General features: G+C 48.0%; 19 protein-coding genes and 1 tRNA gene. 12 read left to right on the forward strand and 8 right to left on the reverse strand.

All coding sequences use genetic code 11. From position 1 onward, the window contains the following. The first annotated feature begins 264 nt into the window (after positions 1-264). Positions 265-429 carry a hypothetical protein gene (locus QZ323_RS03415; protein ID WP_294632784.1) on the forward strand — a complete coding sequence of 55 codons (165 nt, stop codon included), beginning with the start codon at positions 265-267 and terminating at the stop codon, positions 427-429. Positions 430-826: 397 nt separating this feature from the next. On the opposite strand, the gene QZ323_RS03420 is transcribed toward QZ323_RS03415, so the two are convergent. Further along, complete coding sequence (locus QZ323_RS03420; RefSeq protein ID WP_294632786.1) at positions 827-1,174, reverse strand: translation initiation factor; 348 nt, start codon at positions 1,172-1,174, stop codon at positions 827-829. Between the two features lie 109 nt (positions 1,175-1,283). Here QZ323_RS03420 and QZ323_RS03425 point away from each other — a divergent pair, with 109 nt between their 5' ends. The 6 genes from QZ323_RS03425 (at position 1,284) to ispF (ending at position 10,820) form a co-directional block, all read left to right on the forward strand. Continuing rightward, the gene (locus QZ323_RS03425) at positions 1,284-3,791 is read left to right on the forward strand and encodes a DUF5686 family protein (protein WP_294632787.1); all 2,508 of its coding nucleotides are present in this window, start codon (positions 1,284-1,286) and stop codon (positions 3,789-3,791) included. Positions 3,792-3,892: 101 nt separating this feature from the next. After that, positions 3,893-4,555, forward strand: coding sequence for a redox-sensing transcriptional repressor Rex (locus QZ323_RS03430; RefSeq protein ID WP_294632951.1), 663 nt, complete (start codon positions 3,893-3,895; stop codon positions 4,553-4,555). Continuing rightward, positions 4,555-5,172, forward strand: a complete 618-nt coding sequence (locus QZ323_RS03435; RefSeq protein ID WP_294632788.1) for a fumarylacetoacetate hydrolase family protein — start codon at positions 4,555-4,557, stop codon at positions 5,170-5,172. The genes QZ323_RS03430 and QZ323_RS03435 overlap by 1 nt, the downstream gene beginning before the upstream one ends. Before the next feature lie 16 nt (positions 5,173-5,188). Continuing rightward, positions 5,189-9,061 carry a type IX secretion system sortase PorU gene (gene porU / locus QZ323_RS03440; RefSeq protein WP_294632790.1) on the forward strand — a complete coding sequence of 1,291 codons (3,873 nt, stop codon included), beginning with the start codon at positions 5,189-5,191 and terminating at the stop codon, positions 9,059-9,061. 69 nt (positions 9,062-9,130) lie between these two features. Further along, positions 9,131-10,300: a type IX secretion system outer membrane channel protein PorV gene (gene porV / locus QZ323_RS03445; RefSeq protein ID WP_294632793.1), complete on the forward strand. Its 1,170-nt coding sequence runs from the start codon at positions 9,131-9,133 to the stop codon at positions 10,298-10,300. Positions 10,301-10,337: 37 nt separating this feature from the next. After that, positions 10,338-10,820, forward strand: a complete 483-nt coding sequence (gene ispF / locus QZ323_RS03450; RefSeq protein WP_294632794.1) for a 2-C-methyl-D-erythritol 2,4-cyclodiphosphate synthase — start codon at positions 10,338-10,340, stop codon at positions 10,818-10,820. Between the two features lie 339 nt (positions 10,821-11,159). Here the strand turns inward: ispF and QZ323_RS03455 are convergent. From QZ323_RS03455 to QZ323_RS03465, 3 genes are all read right to left on the reverse strand, one after another. Next, positions 11,160-11,235 (reverse strand) — tRNA-Lys (locus QZ323_RS03455). A gap of 85 nt (positions 11,236-11,320) precedes the next feature. After that, positions 11,321-12,445, reverse strand: coding sequence for an AI-2E family transporter (locus tag QZ323_RS03460; protein ID WP_294632795.1), 1,125 nt, complete (start codon positions 12,443-12,445; stop codon positions 11,321-11,323). Between the two features lie 30 nt (positions 12,446-12,475). Further along, positions 12,476-13,087 (reverse strand): thymidine kinase, encoded by a 612-nt coding sequence (locus QZ323_RS03465; RefSeq protein WP_294632797.1) that lies wholly within the window; start codon positions 13,085-13,087, stop codon positions 12,476-12,478. Between the two features lie 111 nt (positions 13,088-13,198). Here QZ323_RS03465 and QZ323_RS03470 point away from each other — a divergent pair, with 111 nt between their 5' ends. The 5 genes from QZ323_RS03470 (at position 13,199) to QZ323_RS03490 (ending at position 17,219) form a co-directional block, all read left to right on the forward strand. Next, on the forward strand, positions 13,199-13,735 hold the full coding sequence (locus QZ323_RS03470; protein ID WP_294632799.1) for a hypothetical protein: 537 nt from the start codon (positions 13,199-13,201) through the stop codon (positions 13,733-13,735). A gap of 15 nt (positions 13,736-13,750) precedes the next feature. Then, the gene (rsmI, locus tag QZ323_RS03475; RefSeq protein ID WP_294632801.1) at positions 13,751-14,422 is read left to right on the forward strand and encodes a 16S rRNA (cytidine(1402)-2'-O)-methyltransferase; all 672 of its coding nucleotides are present in this window, start codon (positions 13,751-13,753) and stop codon (positions 14,420-14,422) included. A 43-nt stretch (positions 14,423-14,465) separates the two neighbouring features. Next, complete coding sequence (locus tag QZ323_RS03480; protein WP_294632803.1) at positions 14,466-15,344, forward strand: hypothetical protein; 879 nt, start codon at positions 14,466-14,468, stop codon at positions 15,342-15,344. An 83-nt stretch (positions 15,345-15,427) separates the two neighbouring features. Next, on the forward strand, positions 15,428-16,120 hold the full coding sequence (locus QZ323_RS03485) for a YjjG family noncanonical pyrimidine nucleotidase (protein WP_294632805.1): 693 nt from the start codon (positions 15,428-15,430) through the stop codon (positions 16,118-16,120). Between the two features lie 457 nt (positions 16,121-16,577). Next, complete coding sequence (locus QZ323_RS03490; RefSeq protein ID WP_294632807.1) at positions 16,578-17,219, forward strand: MarC family protein; 642 nt, start codon at positions 16,578-16,580, stop codon at positions 17,217-17,219. Between the two features lie 90 nt (positions 17,220-17,309). Here QZ323_RS03490 and QZ323_RS03495 read toward each other — a convergent pair whose 3' ends face one another. The 4 genes from QZ323_RS03495 to QZ323_RS03510 all read right to left on the reverse strand — a co-directional run bounded on the left by QZ323_RS03495 (position 17,310) and on the right by QZ323_RS03510 (position 22,583). Then, on the reverse strand, positions 17,310-18,431 hold the full coding sequence (locus QZ323_RS03495; RefSeq protein WP_294632809.1) for a fimbrillin family protein: 1,122 nt from the start codon (positions 18,429-18,431) through the stop codon (positions 17,310-17,312). Positions 18,432-18,438: 7 nt separating this feature from the next. Further along, entirely contained in the window at positions 18,439-20,058 is a 1,620-nt protein-coding gene (locus tag QZ323_RS03500) for a C10 family peptidase (RefSeq protein ID WP_294632813.1), read from the reverse strand. 69 nt (positions 20,059-20,127) lie between these two features. Then, positions 20,128-21,030 carry a Calx-beta domain-containing protein gene (locus tag QZ323_RS03505; protein ID WP_294632815.1) on the reverse strand — a complete coding sequence of 301 codons (903 nt, stop codon included), beginning with the start codon at positions 21,028-21,030 and terminating at the stop codon, positions 20,128-20,130. 26 nt (positions 21,031-21,056) lie between these two features. Then, positions 21,057-22,583: a RagB/SusD family nutrient uptake outer membrane protein gene (locus tag QZ323_RS03510; RefSeq protein ID WP_294632817.1), complete on the reverse strand. Its 1,527-nt coding sequence runs from the start codon at positions 22,581-22,583 to the stop codon at positions 21,057-21,059. Positions 22,584-22,614: the final 31 nt, after the last annotated feature.

Raw genomic sequence — 22,614 nt, forward strand, 5'->3', positions numbered from 1 at the left:
ATAAGATACTTCTTTAATTTGGAAGTCTCGATCATAGCATTGTAATTAATAGTTGGCGCTACAAAATTACAATGCTATTTTTTTCTAATCATGGCGATTTAACTTTTCCGATTTTTGACGAGACAAAGTTACCGATTACAATATAGAGTGAATAATAAAAAAGTAAACATGATCCGCGACTACCCACAAGAAAATGTTCGCTGTGAGTGGAAGCTATTTAAGAATCTGAAGAACTCGTTCTAATCAATATGTAATGATAAGTGCATGAAACAACTTGATATACGCCAACTGATAGGTGAAACAACAGAATACGATAAGAAGCAGGCTCTGGAAGTGAAGAAACCGAAGAGTTGGTGTAAAAATGTAAGTGCCTTTGCTAACGCATTGGCGGAAAACTCATGTGGGGTATCGCTGATGATGATACGTTGATTGGACTTGTTGATGCAAAAGGAGATGCGGAGAAGATTAGCGAAGCCATCAAGACACATATTTCTTCTATCTATAGACCTAATGTGTCATAACAATATATCTAATACGTCATAACAATATATCTAATGTGCCATAACAATATATCTAATGTGTCGTAATCATATATCCGCCACCTTGAAAGTGCGGTTTTTTCGTAGTGGATAACCGCTCTTCTGCATAAGTATTACGAAAAGTTGCATTCTATGCCATTACTTCTGCATGAATATCTCAAGGGAATGTGCGGGCAGATTCTATTTGGGGAGTTTTGGAATAACGTGTTGTTAGAAAATTCTCCCGTATAGATAGCAAAGTGTTATCTATACGGGAGAATTGATGATTTTCTGTGTTGGCCCGATGTTTATCCTACAGGCTTGGTCTGTGTGTACCCCTCTTTTTTCAGCAGATCCACGACTTTTTGTTTGAAATCTCCTTGCACGATGATTTCCCCATCCTTGGCGCTTCCGCCTACGCCGCATTTGAACTTCAGTAGTTTGCCCAGTTCCTTCAGGTCATCTTCCGTTCCGATGAATCCCGTGACCAGTGTGACGACCTTTCCGCCGCGGTTTTTACGGTCCAACTGGACACGCAATTTCTGCTGCGAGGGCATCAGCGTGGACTCTTCTTCCTCATTTTCCGTCTCGTAGTGATAATCCGGGTTGGTGGAATACACGACATTTAGCCGCTCTTTCCAATCATTTTTCTTCATATTCGTTCTGTTTTGGGAAACAAAAGTAATATTTTGTTTGATGTTTTGCAATATTTTGCGACTTTTGTAAGCCGATAGAAAATATGAACTAACTCTAATTTTACGAAACATGAAACGACTTGTCGGGCTGTTTTTGTTGCTTTGGGTCACAGTGTTCTCCTTTGCACAATCTTTCAAAGGTACCGTTACGGACAGCAACGGAAATCCGGTTCCGTATGCCGCTCTCTATCTGAGGGAGAGGCAGTCCGGACTGACCACTGACGAACACGGACACTTCCAGACGAGACTGCCCGACGGGCAATATACCTGCGAAGTATCTTCGTTGGGGTTTGTCTCCCAAAGCTTCTCCTTCCAAATGCTCGGCAAGGACTACGAGAAGGACATCGTGCTTACCGAACGCACCTACAGCCTGCCGGAAGTAAACATCACCAAAGGGAAGGAAGACCCTGCCTACGCCGTGATGCGTCGGGCGATAGCGCGTGCTCCGTACCATCGCACCCAAGTCAAAAGCTATACGGCCGGAACCTATCTGAAAGGGACGGGCAAAGGCACATCCATTCCCGCCGTGCTGAAACTCTCTAAAGAGGTGCGCGACGAATCGAAGGAGTGGCTCGGGAAGTTGTTCGTCTTGGAGCAACAACAGCTTGTGAACTTCACCGCGCCCAACACATGGAACAATAAAATATTAGCTATGCGGAATTCATTTCCCGAAGAAATGCAGGTGGAGATGGGCATAACCACGATCAACCTCTATGCCCCCGAACTCTTCGGCAAGGTCTCCCCACTGAGCAAACATGCCTTTTCCTACTACCGTTTCCGGCTTGACGCCTGCTTTGTGGAGGAGGGGCAGATGATCAACAAGATACGCGTGATTCCCAAGAAAGATGATAACCGCCTGATGGAAGGAGACCTGTTTGTGGTGGAAGATTTGTGGTGTATATCCGCTGCCGATTTTCAGGTACGTTCCACCGGGATGAAGGCAAAGATTAAAGTCACCTGCAAGGAGGTCAAAGCCTCTGTCTTTATGCCCGTCTCCATCAATTTGTCTTCCGACATCAATATCATGGGCTTCAAGGCGGAAGCCTCCTATCTGGCGGCAATCCATTATAAAGAGGTGAGGACAGACCTTGATCAAGAGGTGAAAACGGCCCTCCCGACCGAAACAAATGCGGTCAAGCCGGCGAAGAGCGCAACCGCAAGCAACGGAGCGCAACCCAAGAAGCGCAAATATGAGCGCGTGGCAAGTGCCGGACGCAAAGATACCCAGGTCGATTCGCTTGCCAACAAGCGCGACTCACTCTATTGGACCACCGTCCGCAGTGTGCCGCTGAGGCTCGAAGAGGTGCAAAGCTATCAATATAAGGAAGAGAAACTTGCCCTGCAGGATACTCCCTCCCCCAAGAAAGTCGAGAAGGAGACAGGCGGCGGGCAGGTGATGAATGCGATTGTGTGGGGGCGGACCTTCAGGACTGCCAATAAGAAGGCTTGGCTGAACTTGCCCGGACTCTCTTCTTACATTCCCGAATACAACTTTGTAGACGGTTTCTGGCTGGGAGTCAAGCTGAAGACCGGAGTGAAACTCTCCCCGTCGTCCACGCTCCGCTTTGTTCCCTCCTTCTATTATACTACCGCGCGGAAGGAGTGGGCGGGAGAGGGACAGCTTTCCTTGAGCTATGCTCCCCGCAACAGGGGCTTTCTCTCCCTCTCCGGAGGAATCCTCTCCGCCGATTACAACTCGGAAAGCGGTGAGTCCCGCCGGATAAACGCGATATCCAGTTCTTTCTTCGGGCACAACCATCTGAAGTTCTACGAGAATACGTTCCTCACTGTGGACCATGCGATAGAACCTTTCAATGGATTGCTCTTCTCCTCCTCCCTCACTTGGCAGCGCAGGAAGATGCTGGACAATCATATCCGGCACAGCTGGTTTAAGCGTGATGCCGAACCGAACATCCCCGCAAACCGCGACTACCGTCCGATGCCGGAGAACGACATACTGAAAGCTTCTTTCGCTTTGGAATATACTCCGGCGCACTACTACCGCATGTCCCAGGGCAGGAAGATATACGAGCCTTCCCGCTATCCGACGTTTACCTTGCAGTACGACCGTGCCTTTCCGATGGAGGGAGACCGTTATCAGACCTCTTATCACCTGATGCAGTTCTCTGCCAAACAAAAGATTGAGTTCGGCATGTTTAACTGGCTGCACTGGTCCGTCAACGCTGGTATGTTCCGCGAAGCGGAGAACCTGTACTTCCCCGATTTCAAGCATATCGCTTCCACCCGTATCTGGTTCACGGAACGTTCCTTCGACAACGGATTCAGCCTGATGGATAACTACGCCTTGTCCACCCATACCCGTTGGGCACAGGCTAATCTCTCCTGGTACACTCCGTATCTGCTTCTGAAGCATCTTCCTTTCTTGTCGCGGAAAGCTTTTGATGAGGCCCTTCATCTCCGTTCCGTGGTGAGGTACGAAAGGCGTCCTTACACCGAGTTGGGCTATTCGCTCGGACTGTCCGATGCGGTTCGGATAGGCGTGTTTGCGGGTTTCGACTGCCTGAAGTTCCATTCGGCGGGAGTTTCCGTCAGTCTTCCCATGTCGTTGGCGAATTAGTAACGCTTTTGTAGAAATTATGTTAACTTTCTTTGGTATGACTGTTCTTTTTCGGAAAAAAACGTATTTTTGTCCGTCCGTAACCTAAAGATATGAAGAATATGACCACGAACCAGCCGATTCCATATAAAGACAGCATGAAAGTGCCGGAGCCTACTTTGCGCCGGTTGCCGTGGTACTTGTCCAATGTCAAGCTACTCAAACAGCGGGGTGAACGTTTTGTCTCCTCTACACAGATATCCAAAGAGATCAATATAGACGCTTCGCAGATAGCCAAAGACCTCTCCTACGTGAACATCTCCGGACGTACGCGCGTGGGCTATGAGGTGGACACGCTGATCACCGTGCTTGAGAACTTCCTGGGATTCACCAATATGCACAAGGCGTTCCTTTTCGGTGTCGGTAGCCTGGGAGGCGCCTTGCTGAGTGATTCGGGCTTGCGCCATTTCGGACTGGAGATCGTGGCGGCATTCGACGTCAACCCTAAGTTGGTAGGTACGTCGCTGAACGGCATTCCCATCTTCCACTCCGACGACTTCGGGCAGCAGATGCGCGAATATGACGTCAATATCGGCGTGTTGACCGTTCCCATCGAGATAGCCCAGCAGATTACGGACACAATGATAGCGGGAGGCATCAAGGCAGTGTGGAACTTTACCCCCTTCCGTATCCGTGTGCCCGAAAATATCGTTGTTCAGAATACATCTCTATATGCTCATTTGGCGGTGATGTTCAACCGCCTTAACTTTAACGAAATCAGATAATGAAGATCATTGCTGTCGGAATGAACTATGCGCAGCACAATAAAGAGCTGGGACATACGTTAGTAAATAAAGAGCCGGTTATCTTCATGAAACCCGACTCGGCGATATTGAAGGATGGAAAACCTTTCTTTATCCCCGATTTTTCGGATGAGGTACATTATGAAACGGAAGTGGTGGTACGCATCTGCCGATTGGGAAAGAACATTGCGCCGCGGTTTGCCAGCCGCTATTATGACGCGGTGACGGTGGGAATCGACTTTACCGCCCGCGACATGCAGCGCCGGTTCCGTGAGACGGGAAACCCGTGGGAACTCTGCAAGGGATTCGACAACTCGGCGGCTATCGGAACCTTTCTCCCTTTGGAACAGGCGGGAGGCGACGTGCGGCAACTCGATTTCCGGTTGGAAATAGACGGACGCGAAGTGCAGCACGGGAATACCGCGGACATGCTTTTCAAGGTCGATGAAATCATTGCATACGTCAGCCGCTTCATGACGCTGAAAATAGGAGACCTATTGTTTACGGGAACCCCCGTTGGAGTAGGTCCGGTACAGATAGGACAGCACTTGCAGGGATACCTCGGAGAAGATAAGTTGCTCGACTTTTATATTCGTTGAGTCAATTTGTTTGTGTATGTCTATCAGGAATTTCTGGTTGTTTTGTTGCTTTGTTGTTCTCTTTCTTCCGGTTTCGGCGCAGGAATTTGTCACGCTGGACTGGCGGGAGTTGCCTGCGGCGCAGACCCTTCCTGTGGTGACGCGTGAGTTCCCGTTGGAAGATGGTTTCCGTTCCTGCGATTATCAGGTGGAGATCGAGTTCCCGGAATACCAGAAATTGGATAACGTTGCGTCGGCAGCCTTGCAAGCCCGGCTTGACAGCTTGCGTCTTTCTCCTGATGCGGATGGCACCTTTGCGGACGGCCTGTCGGCATCTCCGCAGATTACTTCCCGTGTCAAAGTCTCCGCACATCGCGGCTTTCTCTCCATACGTCTGGTTCCTGTGGTTCGTCGCGAAGGCAGTTACCAGCGGCTGAACTCCTTTAAACTGTCGGTAAAACCCGTCCCGAAACAGGAGAGGGTGGAGGATACATCCGTCCGCAACACGGCGTTTTCTGCTGCCGAAGCATCCCGGAAGGGAGACATGGCTTCTTCCAGTAAACCTTCGCTGAAGGAATGCACCACTTCACTGTTAGCTTCCGGCCGTTGGGCGAAAGTCCGCGTACGGAACACCGGAGTTTTCAAGCTGACGAATACCGAACTGAAGAAGATGGGCTTTTCCAGACCGGAGAAAGTACGCGTCTTCGGTTATGGCGGATACCTGCTCTCCCAACGCTTCGACGAACATCCGGCAGCCGACTTGCCGGAAGTGCCTGTGCTTCGTCTGTCGGACGGGGTGCTCTTCTATGCCCGTGGCACCGTATCTTGGCACCCCGACACACGCAACTCCTATTTCGTCCGCGAACGAAACTTCTACTCCGACGAGGCGTATTACTTCCTGACCGACCGCGAAGACCTTCCTGAACTGGAAACCAAAGTGGAAACCTCTTTGCAAGACATTTCCGGCAACCGGCTGACCACCTTCAATGCCTACGCCCTGTACGAGAAAGACGCATTCAGCTGGGCAAATACAGGCAGGGAACTCTACGAGGATTATGACTATGCGGCCGGAAATTCAAGGAACTACACCCTGAACCTGCCCGGCGTTGTGCCCGGAAGTGCCGGATGGCTGACTGTCCTGTTTGCTGCGTGCTCCCTCGAAGTGCCTACTTCCTACACCGTTTCAGTGGACGGCGCACCGATAGGAAGTGCCGGACTTGCCGCTATCCCAAGCGAAAACCGATACTATACGAAAGCTACTACGGCAGCCGTCAACACCTCCTGGCAGGGAAACCCCGCTTCGGAGAGTGTCACAGTGAACGTTACCCATACCCGTCCCTCCGGTACGTCGGGACGTCTCGACTACATCGCCTTGAATTATACCCGCGAGCTGGTAATGAACGCACCCTATCTCGCCTTCCGTTCCTTGGCTTCCATTGGCAAGGAGACCACCTTCGTCCTTTCCGGTACGGCGGCTTCCACCATCGTTTGGGACGTGACCGACCCGGCAAACATCCGCAGGATAGAGGGAATCCGGGCAGACGACGGTACCTATCGGTTCACCATTCCCGCAGGAAACCTGCGCGAGTTTGTGGCAGTCACCCCCGAAACAGACGGCTTTGAGGCGGCAGAACCGGCAGGCAGCGTGCCCAACCAGAACCTGCATGCACTGGAAGCAACGGACATGATGATCATTACTCCCGATCGTACCGACCTTGCCGCACAGGCGGAGCGATTGGCACAAGCCCACCGCGAGAAAGACGGATTGTCGATTACGGTCGTTCCCGCTTCGCAAATCTACAATGAATTCTCTTCCGGTACGCCGGACGGTACAGCCTACCGACGACTGATGAAAATGCTCTACGACCGTTTCCCTACCGACGCCGACCGTCCCAAGTATCTCCTGTTTTTCGGAGATTGCAGTTTTGACAACCGCATGCTGACTTCCTCGTGGAAAAGTTTCCGGCAGGAGAACTACCTGCTCTCTTATCAGTCGGAGAACTCGGTGGAAGAGACCGCTTCATTCGTAACCGATGATTACTTCGGCTTTCTGGATGATGAAGAGGGAGACGACCTGACGTCCGCCATGCTCGACATCGGCATCGGGCGCTTCCCTGTCCGTACGGCGGATGAGGCGAAGGCGGCAGTCGACAAGACGATCGCCTACATGGAGAACAAGCAGGCTGGTCCTTGGAAACATATCGTCTGCTATGTGTCCGACGACGGAGATGACAACACGCACGTTTCCCAAGCGGAGCTATTGGCAAGCTACACCGAACAGAATTATCCCTCTCTGCTTGTCAACCGCATTTATGCCGACGCCTTCCGCCGCGAAACTTCCGCTACGGGAGAAACCTATCCGGAGGCCACGAAGCGCCTGCTCCAGATGTTCGACAAGGGAATGCTGGTGGTGAACTATACCGGACATGGAAGCACTTCGGCTTGGGCGGCAGAAAACTTGTTGACGGTGGGTGATATCGTCAAGATGTCTTCTCCACGCCTTCCGCTATGGATCACGGCGACCTGCGACTTTACCCGCTTCGACGACATACAGACTTCGGCAGGCGAATACGCCTTCCTGAATGCCAAGGGTGGAGCTATCGCTTTGTTCACCACCTCGCGCGTGGTGTATGCGGCGCGGAATTCTGAACTGAACCAGGCTTTTCTCCGTCATATTTTCGCCCGTCACGAGGGCAAGCGCCTGCGCTTGGGCGACATCATGCGTTTCTCCAAGTGCGACGAGATCTTGGCAAACGACAAGAACAAACTGAACTTTGTGTTGATCGGTGATCCGGCACTTACCCTGTCATATCCCGATTATCAGATACAGATCGATGAATTTGCAGGAGTGAATGTTGCGGGAGAGGGTGTTGCCGTTCCGCAGGTGAAGGCGGGCAGCAAGATTACCGTCAGGGGACATATCCTGACACCCGATGGCGCTCCGGCAGAAGACTTTACCGGTACGGTGCATCCTACGGTGCTCGATAGTAAAACGCAGGTCACCACTCTCGATAATCATGGTGAGGGAGCTTATACTTATACGGAACGCAGCAAGGTGCTTTACTCCGGCAGTGACTCTGTCCGCCAGGGGCGTTTCGAGTTTACTTTCCCCGTTCCGTTGGATATCAACTATTCGGACGAGGCGGGCTTGCTGAGCCTTTATGCTTTGAGTGCCGACTGCGTCAATGAGGCGGGCGGTTATTTCGATGCTTTTCTGGTGGGCGGTACGAGCGATGACCTCTCTTCGGACACTTCGGGACCGGAGATGAGGCTCTATCTGAATACACCGGATTTTGAATCCGGCGGGCAAACCAACCATACGCCTCTCTTTGTAGCGGAGTTGGAAGATCGTGACGGCATTAATACAGTGGGCAATGGCATAGGGCACGACCTTTCGCTTTGCATTGACGGCAGTGCGGTGCTGACCTATAATCTGAACGATTACTACGTTCCCACGGCAGGTGACTATACCCGTGGTCAGGTTTATTTCTCTATACCTGACCTTGACGAAGGTAAACATACACTTTCTTTCCGTGCATGGGACGTATTGAACAATTCTTCCACGAAGACGCTGGAATTTGAAGTGGTCCGCGGATTGCACCCCGAACTTCTCTCCGTGGGCTGCCTGCAAAGCCCTGCAAGGGAGAGCACAACGTTTACACTTTCTCACAATCGTCCCGGCTCTGTACTTGCCGTGCGTATGTCGGTGTATGACTTTTCGGGACGGGAACTGTGGACCCACCTCGAACAAGGCATCTCTGAGGGGCAGACCTACTATGTGGAGTGGGATTTGTGCAGCAATGGCGGTCAGCGTCTTGCTCCCGGTGTGTACCTGTATCGTGCTTCCATCGTCTCCGATGGCAGTCGCGAAAGTACGAAAGCGCGGAAAATCATCATCTTGTCACAATAAATGAGGCGGTTTGCAGTTTTATAAAAGACGGCTCTATGGAATAGGAGTGGTGATATAAACTAACATTGTATGAAGAAACTGATCTTAATATCCATCATGGCTCTCTTGTCCGCAAGCGCTTGGACGCAGGAGAAGAACCAATTTAACCCTGTCAATACCGGTGTCAACTCTTTGGGCATCGCTCCCGATTCCCGTGGAGGCGGTATGGGAGACGTAGGTGCGGCGACCGATCCGGACGTGAACTCCCAATTCTGGAATCCTGCAAAGTATCCGTTCACCATCAGTCGTGCCGGAGTAGCCGTTTCGTACACTCCCTGGTTGCGTAAACTGGTGAATGATATAGACCTTGCCTATCTGGCGGGATATTACCGCATCGGAGACTATCAGGCTGTCAGCGGTTCGTTGCGTTACTTCTCTTTGGGAGAAGTGCCGGTCAATCAGGGAGAGAATGCTCCGGGCTATACCATCAAGCCATACGAGATGGCTGTGGATGTGGCCTACTCCCGGATGCTGTCTGAACATTTTTCGGCGGCGGTAGCCTTGCGCTACATCTATTCGGACTTGGCATATCGGGAAGATGAAGATGTGTCGGCAGGTTCGGCCTTTGCAGCCGATATTGCATTCTATTATACGAATTACGTCATCCTTGCCCAGCGCGAGTGCATGCTCTCCTTCGGTTTGAATGCTTCCAACATCGGTACGAAGATTTCATACGATAGCGGAAATACCAGTCAGTTCCTGCCCACCAACTTGCGTTTGGGTGCTTCGTTGTTGTTTCCGATAGATGATTACAATACGCTTGGCTTCAGTTTGGATGCCAACAAGTATATGGTTCCTACCCGTCCCATCCGTGGCGAAGAGGAATCGCAGGAAGAGTATGAAGAGCGTTTGGATCGTGATTACAATGACATTTCTCCCATCAAAGGCATCTTCAAGTCTTTCAGCGACGCGCCAGGTGGCTTCAAGGAAGAGTTGCAGGAGATACAATGGTCTTTGGGATTGGAGTACACCTATCATGAACAGTTCTCTGTTCGTGGCGGTTACCATTGGGAACATGAAAACAAGGGGAACCGCAAGTACTTCTCGTTCGGTGCAGGCTTCAAGATGAATGTCTTCTCGCTGGATGCAGCTTATCTTGTTTCTACGGCACAGAGCAATCCGCTCGACCAGACACTCCGTTTTACATTAGGGTTCGATCTGGACGGAATAAAGGATCTGTTCGGACGCCGCAGGAGATGATTCTGACTTATTCAACTAAAAAACTAAAGAAAACGATATGAAGATACGTGTAGGTTTTGGCTTTGACGTCCATCGCTTAGTGGAGGGACGTGAACTTTGGTTGGGCGGTATCCGCTTGGAGCATGAAAAGGGATTGCTTGGGCATTCAGATGCCGATGTGCTTATTCATGCCATTTGTGATGCCCTGTTGGGAGCTGCCAATATGCGGGATATCGGTTATCATTTTCCTGATACCGCAGGGGAGTTCAAGAATATCGACAGCAAGATTTTGTTGAAGAGAACCGTAGAACTGATAGCAACGAAGGGATATTCCGTTGGGAATATTGATGCCACTGTTTGTGCGGAACGCCCTAAGTTGAAGTCGCATATTCCGGATATGCAACGAACCCTCTCTGCTGTGATGGGAGTGGATGAAGACGATGTCTCCATCAAGGCGACTACGACCGAAAAGTTAGGTTTCACGGGACGTGAAGAGGGGATTTCGGCGTATGCGACTGTATTGATCGTTAAGGAACAGTGATAAATAGAGGAGAAAAAAAGTCCATAGAAGTAGCTCGTTATTTAAAAGCATCTGGGACTTCCATAGGGTTAATAATTGGAGCGACTGGATTGACAAAAGAAGAAATAGAAAAGATGTAGTTCTAATTTTGAATATGTCATTGATTAAAGGAATATACGGTTTACTGTGTATTCCTTTTCTTATGGCTATTCAGGTAGAGATGATGGGAGTGAAAGTCGGAATTTTAATTGTTTCGCTCATTCGGTTTTCCGGTTTACACACTGGTTTACACAAACGTAGCAAAATATAGTGTATATAAAGAAAAAAGCAGCTATCTAAATTAGATAACTGCTTGATTTTTGGTGATCCGCTTGGGGCTCGAACCCAAGACCCCAACATTAAAAGTGTTGTGCTCTACCTGCTGAGCTAGCGAATCAGACCTTATTGCTGTTAAGCGAGTGCAAAGATAGGCACTTTTATTTAAATTGCAAGGGATATATGGAAAAAAGTTTGTATGATTTTTATTCAATATCTCTTGTCGGTTGATTTTCAGTAGATTCTGTCAGAGGAATCTTTTCTCTATTAATAATGTAACGTTGATAATAGGAGAGCATCAAGGTGGTAAGCGGCAAAGCTATGATCATTCCTAACATTCCCATTAACGAACCCCATACGGAGAGGGAGAGTAGAATGATGGCAGGATTCAATCCTGTTATTTTCCCCATGATACGAGGCACGAGGTAACCGTCCTGTATAATCTGAACCACAACGAATACAGCTGTTGCCGAAGCAATGATAATCCAGAAATTATCGCCGGTATCTGCCGCTTTCAGGATGGCAAGCATGACGGTGGGGATGAAACCGATGATTTGCAGGTAAGGAACCATGTTCAATGCCCCTATGAACAGGCCTAAACCGATAGCCAAAGGAAAGTCGATTATCAAGAAACCGATACTGAACAAAATACCTACACATAAGGCTACTAATGCCTGCCCACGAAAATATCTGTTCATGCCATCTTTTATGTCGTTCACGATGTTGGTCACCATGCTTCGGTGTTTGGTAGGCATCAGGTAGGTCCAGTTTTGGGATATGCTTTCGTAGTCGAGCAGGATAAACACTACATATAGTAGTATAAGAAAGAGGGTGAAGAATCCGAATAGAAGATTGATGGATTCGGAGATTAAAGTCCATAATTTGGGAACAGTGACTTTCAACACGTCCAGTATGTTTTTCTGGTTGAAAACCTCTTCTAACAGATGCGTATCAATGCTTTGTCGGATAAACTCGGAAAGAGTGACGGGAACGTTGCTTGCCGTATGGGCACTGCTGAAGTACACAGTCAGCAAGTCCTTTACCCGCAAGAACTCTTGAATCATGGGCGGAACAAGCAGATAAAACGCAGCTCCTCCTATCAGCGTGATGGTGAACAGGGCACAGAAGATGGAAATGATCCGGTTCTTTAACCGCAACTTATACTGGAAGAATGATACCAGCGGATAGATCAGGTAAGCAATCAGCCATGCCACGAAGAAAGGAAGCAACACTCCGCTCAGCCGTTTTAGAAGTATGAGTATGCCGATAAGGATGGCGCCGAGAATGACGGCACGGATAAAACTGTCGAATGTAATCTTCTTTCGTTCCATGGCCTGTATGCTTTTAAGTAGGGTTGTTGATTATTTGTCGGATGCTTCTTGTTCTTGGTCATTTTGCATGGCACGCAGGTAGCATTCGCGGCAGAGAGGTTCGTATTCGGCGGTTTCTCCTAGAAGTACTTGTTTGTCGTTTTTCACTGTACGGTGAGAAAAAGATGCCAGCTGTCCGCACTTCACACAGATGGCATGTACTTTGGACACTTCGTCGGCAATGGCACACAAACCCGGCATCGGACCGAACGGAACTCCGCGGAAGTCCATGTCGAGACCGGCAACAATGACGCGTATGCCATTGTTGGCAAGTTGATTACAGACGTCTATCAGTCCATTATCGAAGAATTGGGCTTCGTCGATACCTATCACATCCATTTCCGATGCAAACAGCAGGATGCTGGCCGAAGAGTCTATCGGAGTAGAGGCAATGGAATTGCTGTCGTGCGACACAACATTTTCTTCCGAATAGCGGGTGTCGATGGCGGGTTTGAATATTTCGACACGTTGCTTGGCGAACTTGGCGCGTTTCAGGCGGCGGATCAATTCCTCGGTCTTGCCTGAAAACATGGAGCCGCAGATTACTTCAATTCTTCCTCTACGATTGGTCTCCTGTATGTGGTCTTCTGAAAATAATACCATTTTCTTAAAGCTGATTTTTGTTGCAAAAATAACACTTTTACTGGCTTTCCGATATTATTTCATTATTTATTTCTACATTTGCGCTATTAACGTTTGGAGAGGATAAAGGAGATGCAAAAATTATTAGATGACATAGAACTGGACATTCAGGAACTGAAATGTCTAATGCAGGGTATAACGGCCGATCCCGAATCGAAGTTACGCATTGTGGCGAAGCGGAGTATCCAGCAAATGCATATGCGGCTGGATGAACTGCAAAAGATATTGGAAAGTAGCGAAACCAGAATAGAGGAACAGAAGAGAACGACGGTCGTAATCTCTGAACCGTTGAAAGAGATAAAACCTGAACTTGTTGAGGCTGAAGAGCCGGAAGCGGTGGCAATCGTCTCTTCTTCGTCTCCTATTTTGGCAGATCAGATAAAGACAGCCAAAGACTTGCGGCGTTCTATCAGCCTGAACGATTCGTTTCGTTTTGCCCGTGAAATTTTTGGCGGCAATACGGCCCGGATGAACGATGTTATACGTCAGTTGGGCGATGCGCCTTCTTTGGACAAGGCTATGGAACTGTTCTTTTCTACCGTGCATCCCGACGAAAGGAATGAGGCAGTTGCCGATTTCATCGAACTTCTCAAGAAATATTTTAGCTAAAGCACAATAACGGATATGGGAAAACTGTATATAGTGCCTACTCCGGTAGGCAATTTGGAAGACATGACTTTCCGCGCCATTCGCATCCTGAAGGAGGTGGACCTGATTCTTGCCGAGGATACCCGAACCTCCGGAATCTTGCTGAAACACTTCGAAATTAAGAATGCGATGCAATCTCATCACAAATTCAATGAACATAAAACGGTGGAAAGTGTTATTAGTAGAATAAAGGCGGGAGAAACCGTAGCGCTGATCTCGGATGCCGGTACGCCGGGCATATCCGATCCGGGTTTTCTGGTGGTGCGCGAATGTGTCCGCAACGGGATTGAGGTGCAATGCCTGCCGGGGGCCACAGCTTTTGTTCCGGCATTGGTTGCTTCGGGTCTGCCGAACGAGAAATTCTGTTTTGAGGGATTTCTGCCTCAAAAGAAGGGGCGCATGACGCGTTTGAAGGCTTTGTCGCAGGAATATCGGACGATGGTGTTTTATGAGTCTCCTCATCGCTTGGTGAAAGCTCTGACGCAATTTGCCGAATATTTCGGGGCCGAACGTCAGGCTTCCGTGTCAAGGGAAATCTCGAAAGTGCACGAAGAAACGGTGCGGGGTAGCCTTGCGGAATTGATAGAGCATTTCACGGCAAATGAACCACGCGGAGAAATCGTAATCGTAGTGGCCGGAACGGATTGATAAGTAGTAGATAATGTCATTAACCAATATAAAATAAAAGAGTATGAAAAAATTAGCAGTTTTAATCGTATGCACGGCCGTTATGGCATCGTGCGACAGCTTATCCGGTGGTAGCAAAGACCAGTTGAAAGCTGAGAATGATTCTCTTTTGATGGAACTTACCCAGCGTAATGCCGAGCTGGATGAAATGATGGGTACCTTCAATGATATTTCTGAGGGTTTCCGTCAAATCAATGCTGCAGAAAATCGAGTGGATTTGCAACGTGGAGCCGTGTCGGAAGGCTCTTTGTCTGCCAAACAGCAGATTGCAACAGACATTGAATTTATTCAGAAGCAGATGCAGGAAAATAAGGAGCAGATTGCCAAACTGGAAGCTATGTTGAAAAACAGCAAGACCAATTCGGCACAATTGAAGAAAGCTGTGGAGTCTTTGACGCAGGAGCTGGTGGCTAAAACCCAACGCATCGAAGAGTTGCAGTCCGAATTGGCTTCTAAGAATATCCGTATTCAGGAGTTGGATGCAGCTGTAACGGGGCTGACTGCCGACAAGGAGGTACTTTCTGCCGAGAATGATGCTAAAGCCAAAACCGTAGCCGAACAGGATAAGGCAATAAACACTGCCTGGTTCGTCTTCGGAACCAAGAAGGAACTGAAAGACCAGAAAATCCTGACCGATACCGGCCTTTTCAAGAAGGGAAAGGTGCTGAAGGATAGTGATGTGAACAAGGACTACTTTACGCAGATTGATATTCGTACGACGAAGGAGATTAAGTTGTATTCCAAGAATGCCGATGTGCTGACAACGCATCCGGCAGGCTCCTATGCTTTGGAGAAAGATAGCAAAGGGCAGATTATCCTGAAGATTACGAACCCGAAAGTTTTCTGGAGCGTATCTAAGTATCTGGTTATCCAAGTAAGATAAGGTGATTAAATAAAAGTGGGTGTGCCAAAACGTGCCACAGGTAGGGGACGAATTGAACGGCACACCCATTTCTTTTTGTGTATATGCGATATAAGAATCTGTTTTTCGATCTCGATGACACGCTTTGGGCTTTTTCTGACAATGCCCGTGATACTTTCGAAGAGATGTATCACAAGTATGGATATGACCGTTACTTCCGTTCCTTTCAGCACTTCTATGAACTTTACGAAAGGCGCAATACGGAATTGTGGAAAGAATATGCGGACGGAAAAGTTACGAAAGACGAGTTGAACCGACAACGTTTCCTTTATCCGCTGGAAGCGGTAGGAGAGGGGAATGCAGCTTTGGCGAAAGATTTTTCAGTCTCTTTCTTTGCAGTGATTCCTACTAAAAGCAAATTGATGCCCCATGCCCGTGAAGTGCTGGAGTATCTTGCCCCCAAATATAACCTATACATACTCTCCAATGGCTTTCAGGAACTGCAATGCCGCAAGATGCGTTCGGCAGGCATTGACGGTTATTTTAAGAAAGTGGTTCTTTCCGATGACATCGGCGTGCTGAAGCCTTGGCCTGAGATCTTCCATTTTGCCATGTCAGCCACCGGTTCCGAACTGCGTGATTCGTTGATGATTGGCGACAGTTGGGACAATGATATTGCCGGAGCCGAAGGGGTAGGCATGCATCAGGTGTACTATAACGTTGCGGGCCGCACATCGTTTCCATTTACCCCAACTTTCCATATTACAGACCTGAGGGAGTTGATGCAAATCCTGTGAGGCGTGCTGTGAGGCATGCTCTCCTATAACAAAGTCGGAAAGCGGAGCTACAAATGTCCGTCTACAGGGGCGTTAAAATCGTCTCGTGAGGCAAATAAATTTGTCTCGTGGAACGGATAATTTCATCTCGTGGGACGGTTTTTTTCGTCTCGTGAGATAAATTTATTCGTCTCATGAGACGGATTAAACAGACTATTCCTGTAGGTTAAGCAGATTATTCCTGCGGATAAAACAGATTATCCCTGCAGGATAAAACAATCACCCCTATGGCTCAGTTTTATAAAGCTAAGGTTTGGCGGCGTAGAGTTGACCTTTAGCCACACCAAGTTGACCTTTGGCCGCTCCAAGATGCCACACTATTTCTTTCTCTATATATTATTTCCGGATAAAGTTTGGGCAGTATCTGATATTAAGTTGTAAATTTGCCGATAGAAACACTTTTAAAAAAAATGCAGTTATGGAAACACTTTTGCCTTTTGCTTTGCTTTGTTTTACTTCTTTTTTCACGTTGACGAACCCTTTGGGAACAATGCCGGTCTTCCTCACCATGACGCATGGCATGACGGACAAGGAACGACGCTCTGTCGTGTCGCGTGCCACATTGGTGGCTTTTGTAACGATCATGGTCTTTACGTTTGCGGGACAATTTCTATTCAAGTTTTTCGGCATTTCTACCAATGGATTCCGTATAGCAGGTGGTGTAATCATCTTTAAGATAGGCTTCGACATGTTGCAGGCGCGTTATACTCCGATGAAACTGAAAGACGAGGAAATCAAAACATACGCCGATGACATTTCCATAACCCCGTTGGGTATTCCGATGCTTTGCGGTCCGGGTGCCATTGCAAATGCCATTGTGCTGATGCAGGATGCGCATTCCATTCAGATGAAAGGAATCCTGATCGGCATGATTGCCTTCATCTATCTGATTACTTTCTTTATATTGCGTGCTTCCACCCGTTTGGTGAACGTGTTGGGTGAGACCGGAAACAATGTGATGATGCGTCTGATGGGACTTATCCTGATGGTGATTGCAGTGGAATGTTTTGTGAGTGGAGTGAAGCCGGTATTGGTGGATATCTTGCAGACGGGGCTATAATGAACCGAAACCATTTCGGCTTCTTTGCCCTTCTCTCAGGAAAGGCAAAAAAGCCGAATCATGTTTATTTGAAATCAATACTGGCGGAAATCAATACTGGCTGATGTCAATAGTCGTTATACCGGTCAAGCTTTTCAATTCAAATCCGGTAGAATTCCAGCTCTCGATAAGAACCTCCTTTTCTTCCGGGGTGCCATACATATGGTTGCCACCTGCTCTATAGGATTCTGTCGTTCCATCTCCCCAAGTGACAATGCCAAATACATTGCCTCCTGAAAAAGTTGGCAGTTCGAAACTTTCCGTGTTGTGCACAAAACGCAAAACGCCATGTCCTTCGGGAACTTCCAGCTGGTCCGACTCCTGATTCAATGATATAGTCTGTGTCTGGTCCGGAATAAATTCAAGTCCATTCGAGGTAAGTACCAGATGGAATATGTATTGATAGCCACTTTTCATTTCCACTTCAGGCAAACGGCTTTGATACTCCTTTCCGTCAATCTGTGCTTTCAGGAAAGCAGTCTCCACTTTTGTCGAGAATGGTATGGCCCACATGCGCGGCAAATCATTGCTCCAGCCTTGCGATGTTACGGTCTGATTGACCGCTACGGTTACCGGCTTCTGACTTGTGCCGGTAATCTTTCCGTTTTCGATGTGCAGCGTTCCGGCAGTATAGACTTTATCACCATACAGGCTGATACTTTGCAGCTGTCCGGCACCTTCATAGCCTTGATTGCTGATGTTGAGGGTGAACAGCGAAAGCGCATGCTTCATGGTGAGTTTTGCCTTATAACTGGTATACGACACCGGAACGGCATTTCCGGAATAAAGCACATCCTGCTGCGCCGAGATGTCGACAGGGATTTGCGTCAAGTCCGTAATCTGTGAAGTATAAGGTGCATACGCATATATAAAAGTACGTTCGCCTTCACTAAGGGCTATCTTTGGGGTGGTTTCCCATTTACTGCCGGAGTAGGTTCCTTTTATATTGTCTATCAGGTTGGGAGCATCCACTTTGTTATAGGTTTTCGCCCAGACATTCATTTCATTCCCGTTTGTGAAGGAGGTGGTCACGTCGGCCCGTGTCAGGATGTCGGTTTCTATCTCCACATTGACTCCATTTCCCACTACAGGAATATCTTCATTGGAATCGGAACTGCATGCTTGCAAAAAGACTGCCACACCAGTCCATATAATATATGAAATCTTTCTCATCACTTTTCTATTTTACGAGTTCAACAGACTTTATTTCATCCACACATTGCAGTGTAAGCACATTCTTACCGGCAGGCAGTGAGGACGCATTGATTTGCAGTTGAGGCAATGGCTCCAGTTTTCCACTATAAAGCAGACGCCCCTGCTCGTCGGTCAGGGTGTAGCTGACATTGTGTTTGGTTTGGAAAGTGAAAGTCCGGGTCGTACGGTTGAAGGTAACAGAAGTGGTTTCTTCAAGGCTTTTCCAAGGCTCTACTACAATTTTGAATCCTTGTGTCAATAGGGTGTTGCTCTTGGAATCATTTACCGTAATTTCCACCTCCCATTGCGCTTGGTTGCTTAATCGTAATATTTCCGTGGTCTTCAGCAGATTGTTCTCTATCACAAACGGAACAGACTTTCCGTTTACTCCTTCCACGCGGACGGTGTATGAGTCTTTGGGCAGTTCGTTGTTTACAAACACTTGGCCCACTACGGCTCCTGCCGGCAGTCCTTCTTCAATATGGTTATTGCTCAGTGAAATGCTTTTCAATATCTGGTCGGCTGCTCCTATACCGACAATCACCACATGCGATGCGTCATAGTCCATCTGCATGGTGGCGTCACGCAAATTGTCTATCGAAAAGTTTCCATTTCCATAGCCGCCCCATCCCCAGTTGACATGGAAGTGACCATCTCCATCATATCCGTCAATATTGAAACTATGTCCGGCACTTTTCTTAGAGTCTATTGCATTATATACCAAAGCCCGTCCGGCACTCAGTTCGTTAATCAGAAGCTGTTCCCAGTCGTCAGTGTACCGGTCACGCCAGATATACTGCACATCTTCCGGATACGAGAAATAACTCTTCAGGGCATTACTGATACGGTTGACATCGGTACTTGGAATACCCGAACCATCTACTCCGTAATCCATCCTGACACTCATTCCTGCATGATAGAGCAACCGGGCTACTTCGTCGTATTTGTTGCTTCCGGCCATAATCTCATCCCAGTTGTACGCTCTCTCTGCGTCGAAGTCGATGCTTAATCCGCCATAATTGGAAGCTGTGTAGCTTATGCTTCCTTTGGGTCGTGAAGGATAACGGTGTACACTCATGGCTTGTCCCATGGCAACAGCCACACATCCCACTACGGCATTTTCGCCATTCCGTCCCGGACAATAAGCATTGTAGGGAGCGGGCTGGTTCCAATTCACTTTAATCAAAGGTTCTATGGTCGCTCCGGATGCCCGTGTTTGCAACCAAGTATTATGCTGCCATTGTGGGTGTACCTTCGTAATTCTGGAGGCAATCCGGTTCACTTCTGTAGCATAGCTGTCCAGCATAAACATCATGTTGTCCGGTATAAGCTTGCGTTCCAGATTTCCGGTATATGAATAGGCAATGATCGGTTTTGCCACATCATCTCCGGAAACAACCACCCATCCTTGCGGAGCAAGATTGACAATGTAACAGCCGTTCTTTTCATTTCCTACGCCTGTAACATCATGAACGCTTACTTGCAACGATGTGCGGTTCTTGATATATCGCACAGCCATCTCGCCAGCCTGTGTGGCTGTCACCTCCTTGGCTTGCAAAGAGACGGTAAAAAGCAGAATAAAAACAGAAAGCAGATATCTTCTCATAGCTTAATTTTAAAGCAAACAAGAGAGTTCCGTAAAAGGGACTCTCTTGCCTGTATTAATTATATGTATTTACTTTTTCTCCATACGGATATCAGCATATGGGTTACCCCATCGGCCTCTAAGTTCACCAATATTGCCTTGGTCATACTCATGAACGGCAATACCCATAATATGGTCTGTAGTATCGAACTCAATCGTGTCAAATGTATCGTTGTACGTTCCCGGAATAACAGCATCGGCGGCTTCACGTCCATTGGGGTCCATCGGAGTTACCCAAACGGCACCGGTAAAGCTTCCGAAGTTGTAGGCTGCATAGAAGTAGCCGGCTACAATATTCACCTGGCCGTTTCTGCTGTATTCGAGTACCCAAGGAACATCGTTTTCGTAGCCTTGCGGAGAGATATAACCTGAACAAACGAGATATTTCTCGTGATTGCTTTCCTCACCATCGTCCGTAATGGTGACATCCCATGAAACTTGATTGCCGGTTACTACGTCGGTAGCAGTCAGTGTCCAAGCGCCAAAGAGTTTGAAGTAAGGATTCTTGTCCACGTCGCACAACACAACGTTGCAGCTTCCGTTTGTGCCGACCGTTGCCCCTTCTACGCTGGCAATGGCTATGGTAAATTGACGGTCATCGTTTTCTTCGTTTCCGTCATCTATCACCAGCACTTCTACATCGAAAGTCTCGTCATCGGAATCAACCGGGATATTGATCGTTTCGCCGGTCACCATATAGTGTCCTTCGGAGATGGCTGTTCCGTCGGTCACCTTCAGTTGTACACGTATATCACCATTGCGCTCACCTTCTACCTTGATAGGTATCTTCACCATTCCGGCACTTTCGGCAAACGAGAATTCTGCCTGTGTAAACGACACGGTTGCATTGGTAGTGTTCATGTCGTCATCACTGGAGCAAGCGGTAAACAAAATGCTTACCATTGCCAACAAATATATATAGACTGATTTCATTGCTATTTTATAACTTTAAAGATGAATTAATAACCAGGATTTTGCTGTCCGTCCAACTGCGGGTTAGACTGGATTTCCGTTGCAGGGATAGGCCATACCATACGATAGTCGCCCGGTTGATAAGAGAGAGTCTTGCCGGCATTGACAAAGAATCCTTCTATGTCCGGACTGATAGGATAAGAGCTGTCGCGCGTAAAGCCTTCATTCCAACGGCGCAAGTCACTCAAACGGAATCCTTCGCCAATCAGTTCTTTCAGACGCTCGTCACGGATAGCTTGCGTCAAGGCGTTACCGCTCAGGTTCACGTTCTCATAGCCGACGATACGGTTGGCACGCAGAGTATTCAGGTATTGGTTGGCTTTCGTTGCGTTGTTGCTTGCAGCGGCAGCTTCGGCAGCCACCAGGTACATTTCGCTCAGGCGGAAAGGTTTCATCATGTTCACAAAGTTGGGTTGTGAACCGGTTTTCAGACTTTCGTTACCCGGGAACTTGTTGAATACATAAGCCGGTGCCGACACACCGTTGGAAGTCAGTTTGTTATAAAGCTTGAAGAAAACTTCGAAACGGATATCATTGTCGTCATACATGTTCAGCATAGTAAAAGAAGGAATGTACCAAGCTGATTCTTCGTTGGCCGACAGATAATATTGTCCACCTGTAGAACTGCCCAACTCCGTATTGCTCATAAAAGGACGGAAAATGATCTCAGAACCTTCATCTGTGCTCCACATAGATGCATAATTGTTGAGGCTGCACAAGCTGTAGGCAGATTTGCCTATCACCTCTTCGGCTTTGCTCAATGCTGTAGCGTTGTCACCTTTCAACAAGGCGATACGGGCTTGCAAGGCCAAGACTACATCCGATGTAAGATAGACAGAATTGGCTGTCGGGGCATTGCTGGTGGCAGAAGCCTCAAAAGTAGTCAATGCAGTATATGCGATGTTCAAATCATCTGCAATCCGCTGATAACTTTCGTCCTGTGTGCTACGTGATGGATATACGTTACGGTCTGCCGTAGGATAATACACAGTTACCAAAGGTACACCTTGTGCAGCTACTTGTGCGTTGGCCGATGAATAAGTGTTGCAGAAGTGATCTACCAACCAGTAGTAGCAGTAAGCTCTGACGAAGTGTGCTTCACCATTATAACGGTTCAACTCCAGCATTTGTGCTTCGCTCCAACCTTCGTTACCGCTCAGTTGATCCATCTTTCCGATGATATAATTGGCTGAGTTGATTATCGAATATATAGAGGACCACATCGATTCGACATCTTTGTCGGAAGAGAGAAGCAATCCGTTGGCGAAGGTTCCTACCTGATTACCGTTACCGATGATTCCCTGGAAAATATCCATCTGAATCTCTTGATTGTTAATCCAAGCACCGGATGTAATGGAACGCATGCTCGAATAGAGACCATTGCGGAAACGTTTGCAATCATTCAGTGTCTGTATGGCAGTTTGGTCGTCAAGGCTACCGTATGGCTTCTTGTCCATGTCGCACGAAGCCAGCAAACCACCGACCATTAATAATGCAATAAATATCTTTTTCATATTTTTATTCATATAAAATGTCTCTTGTTTA

This window comes from uncultured Bacteroides sp. (assembly GCF_910585845.1).
In the GTDB taxonomy this organism is placed as follows: Bacteria; Bacteroidota; Bacteroidia; order Bacteroidales; family Bacteroidaceae; genus Bacteroides.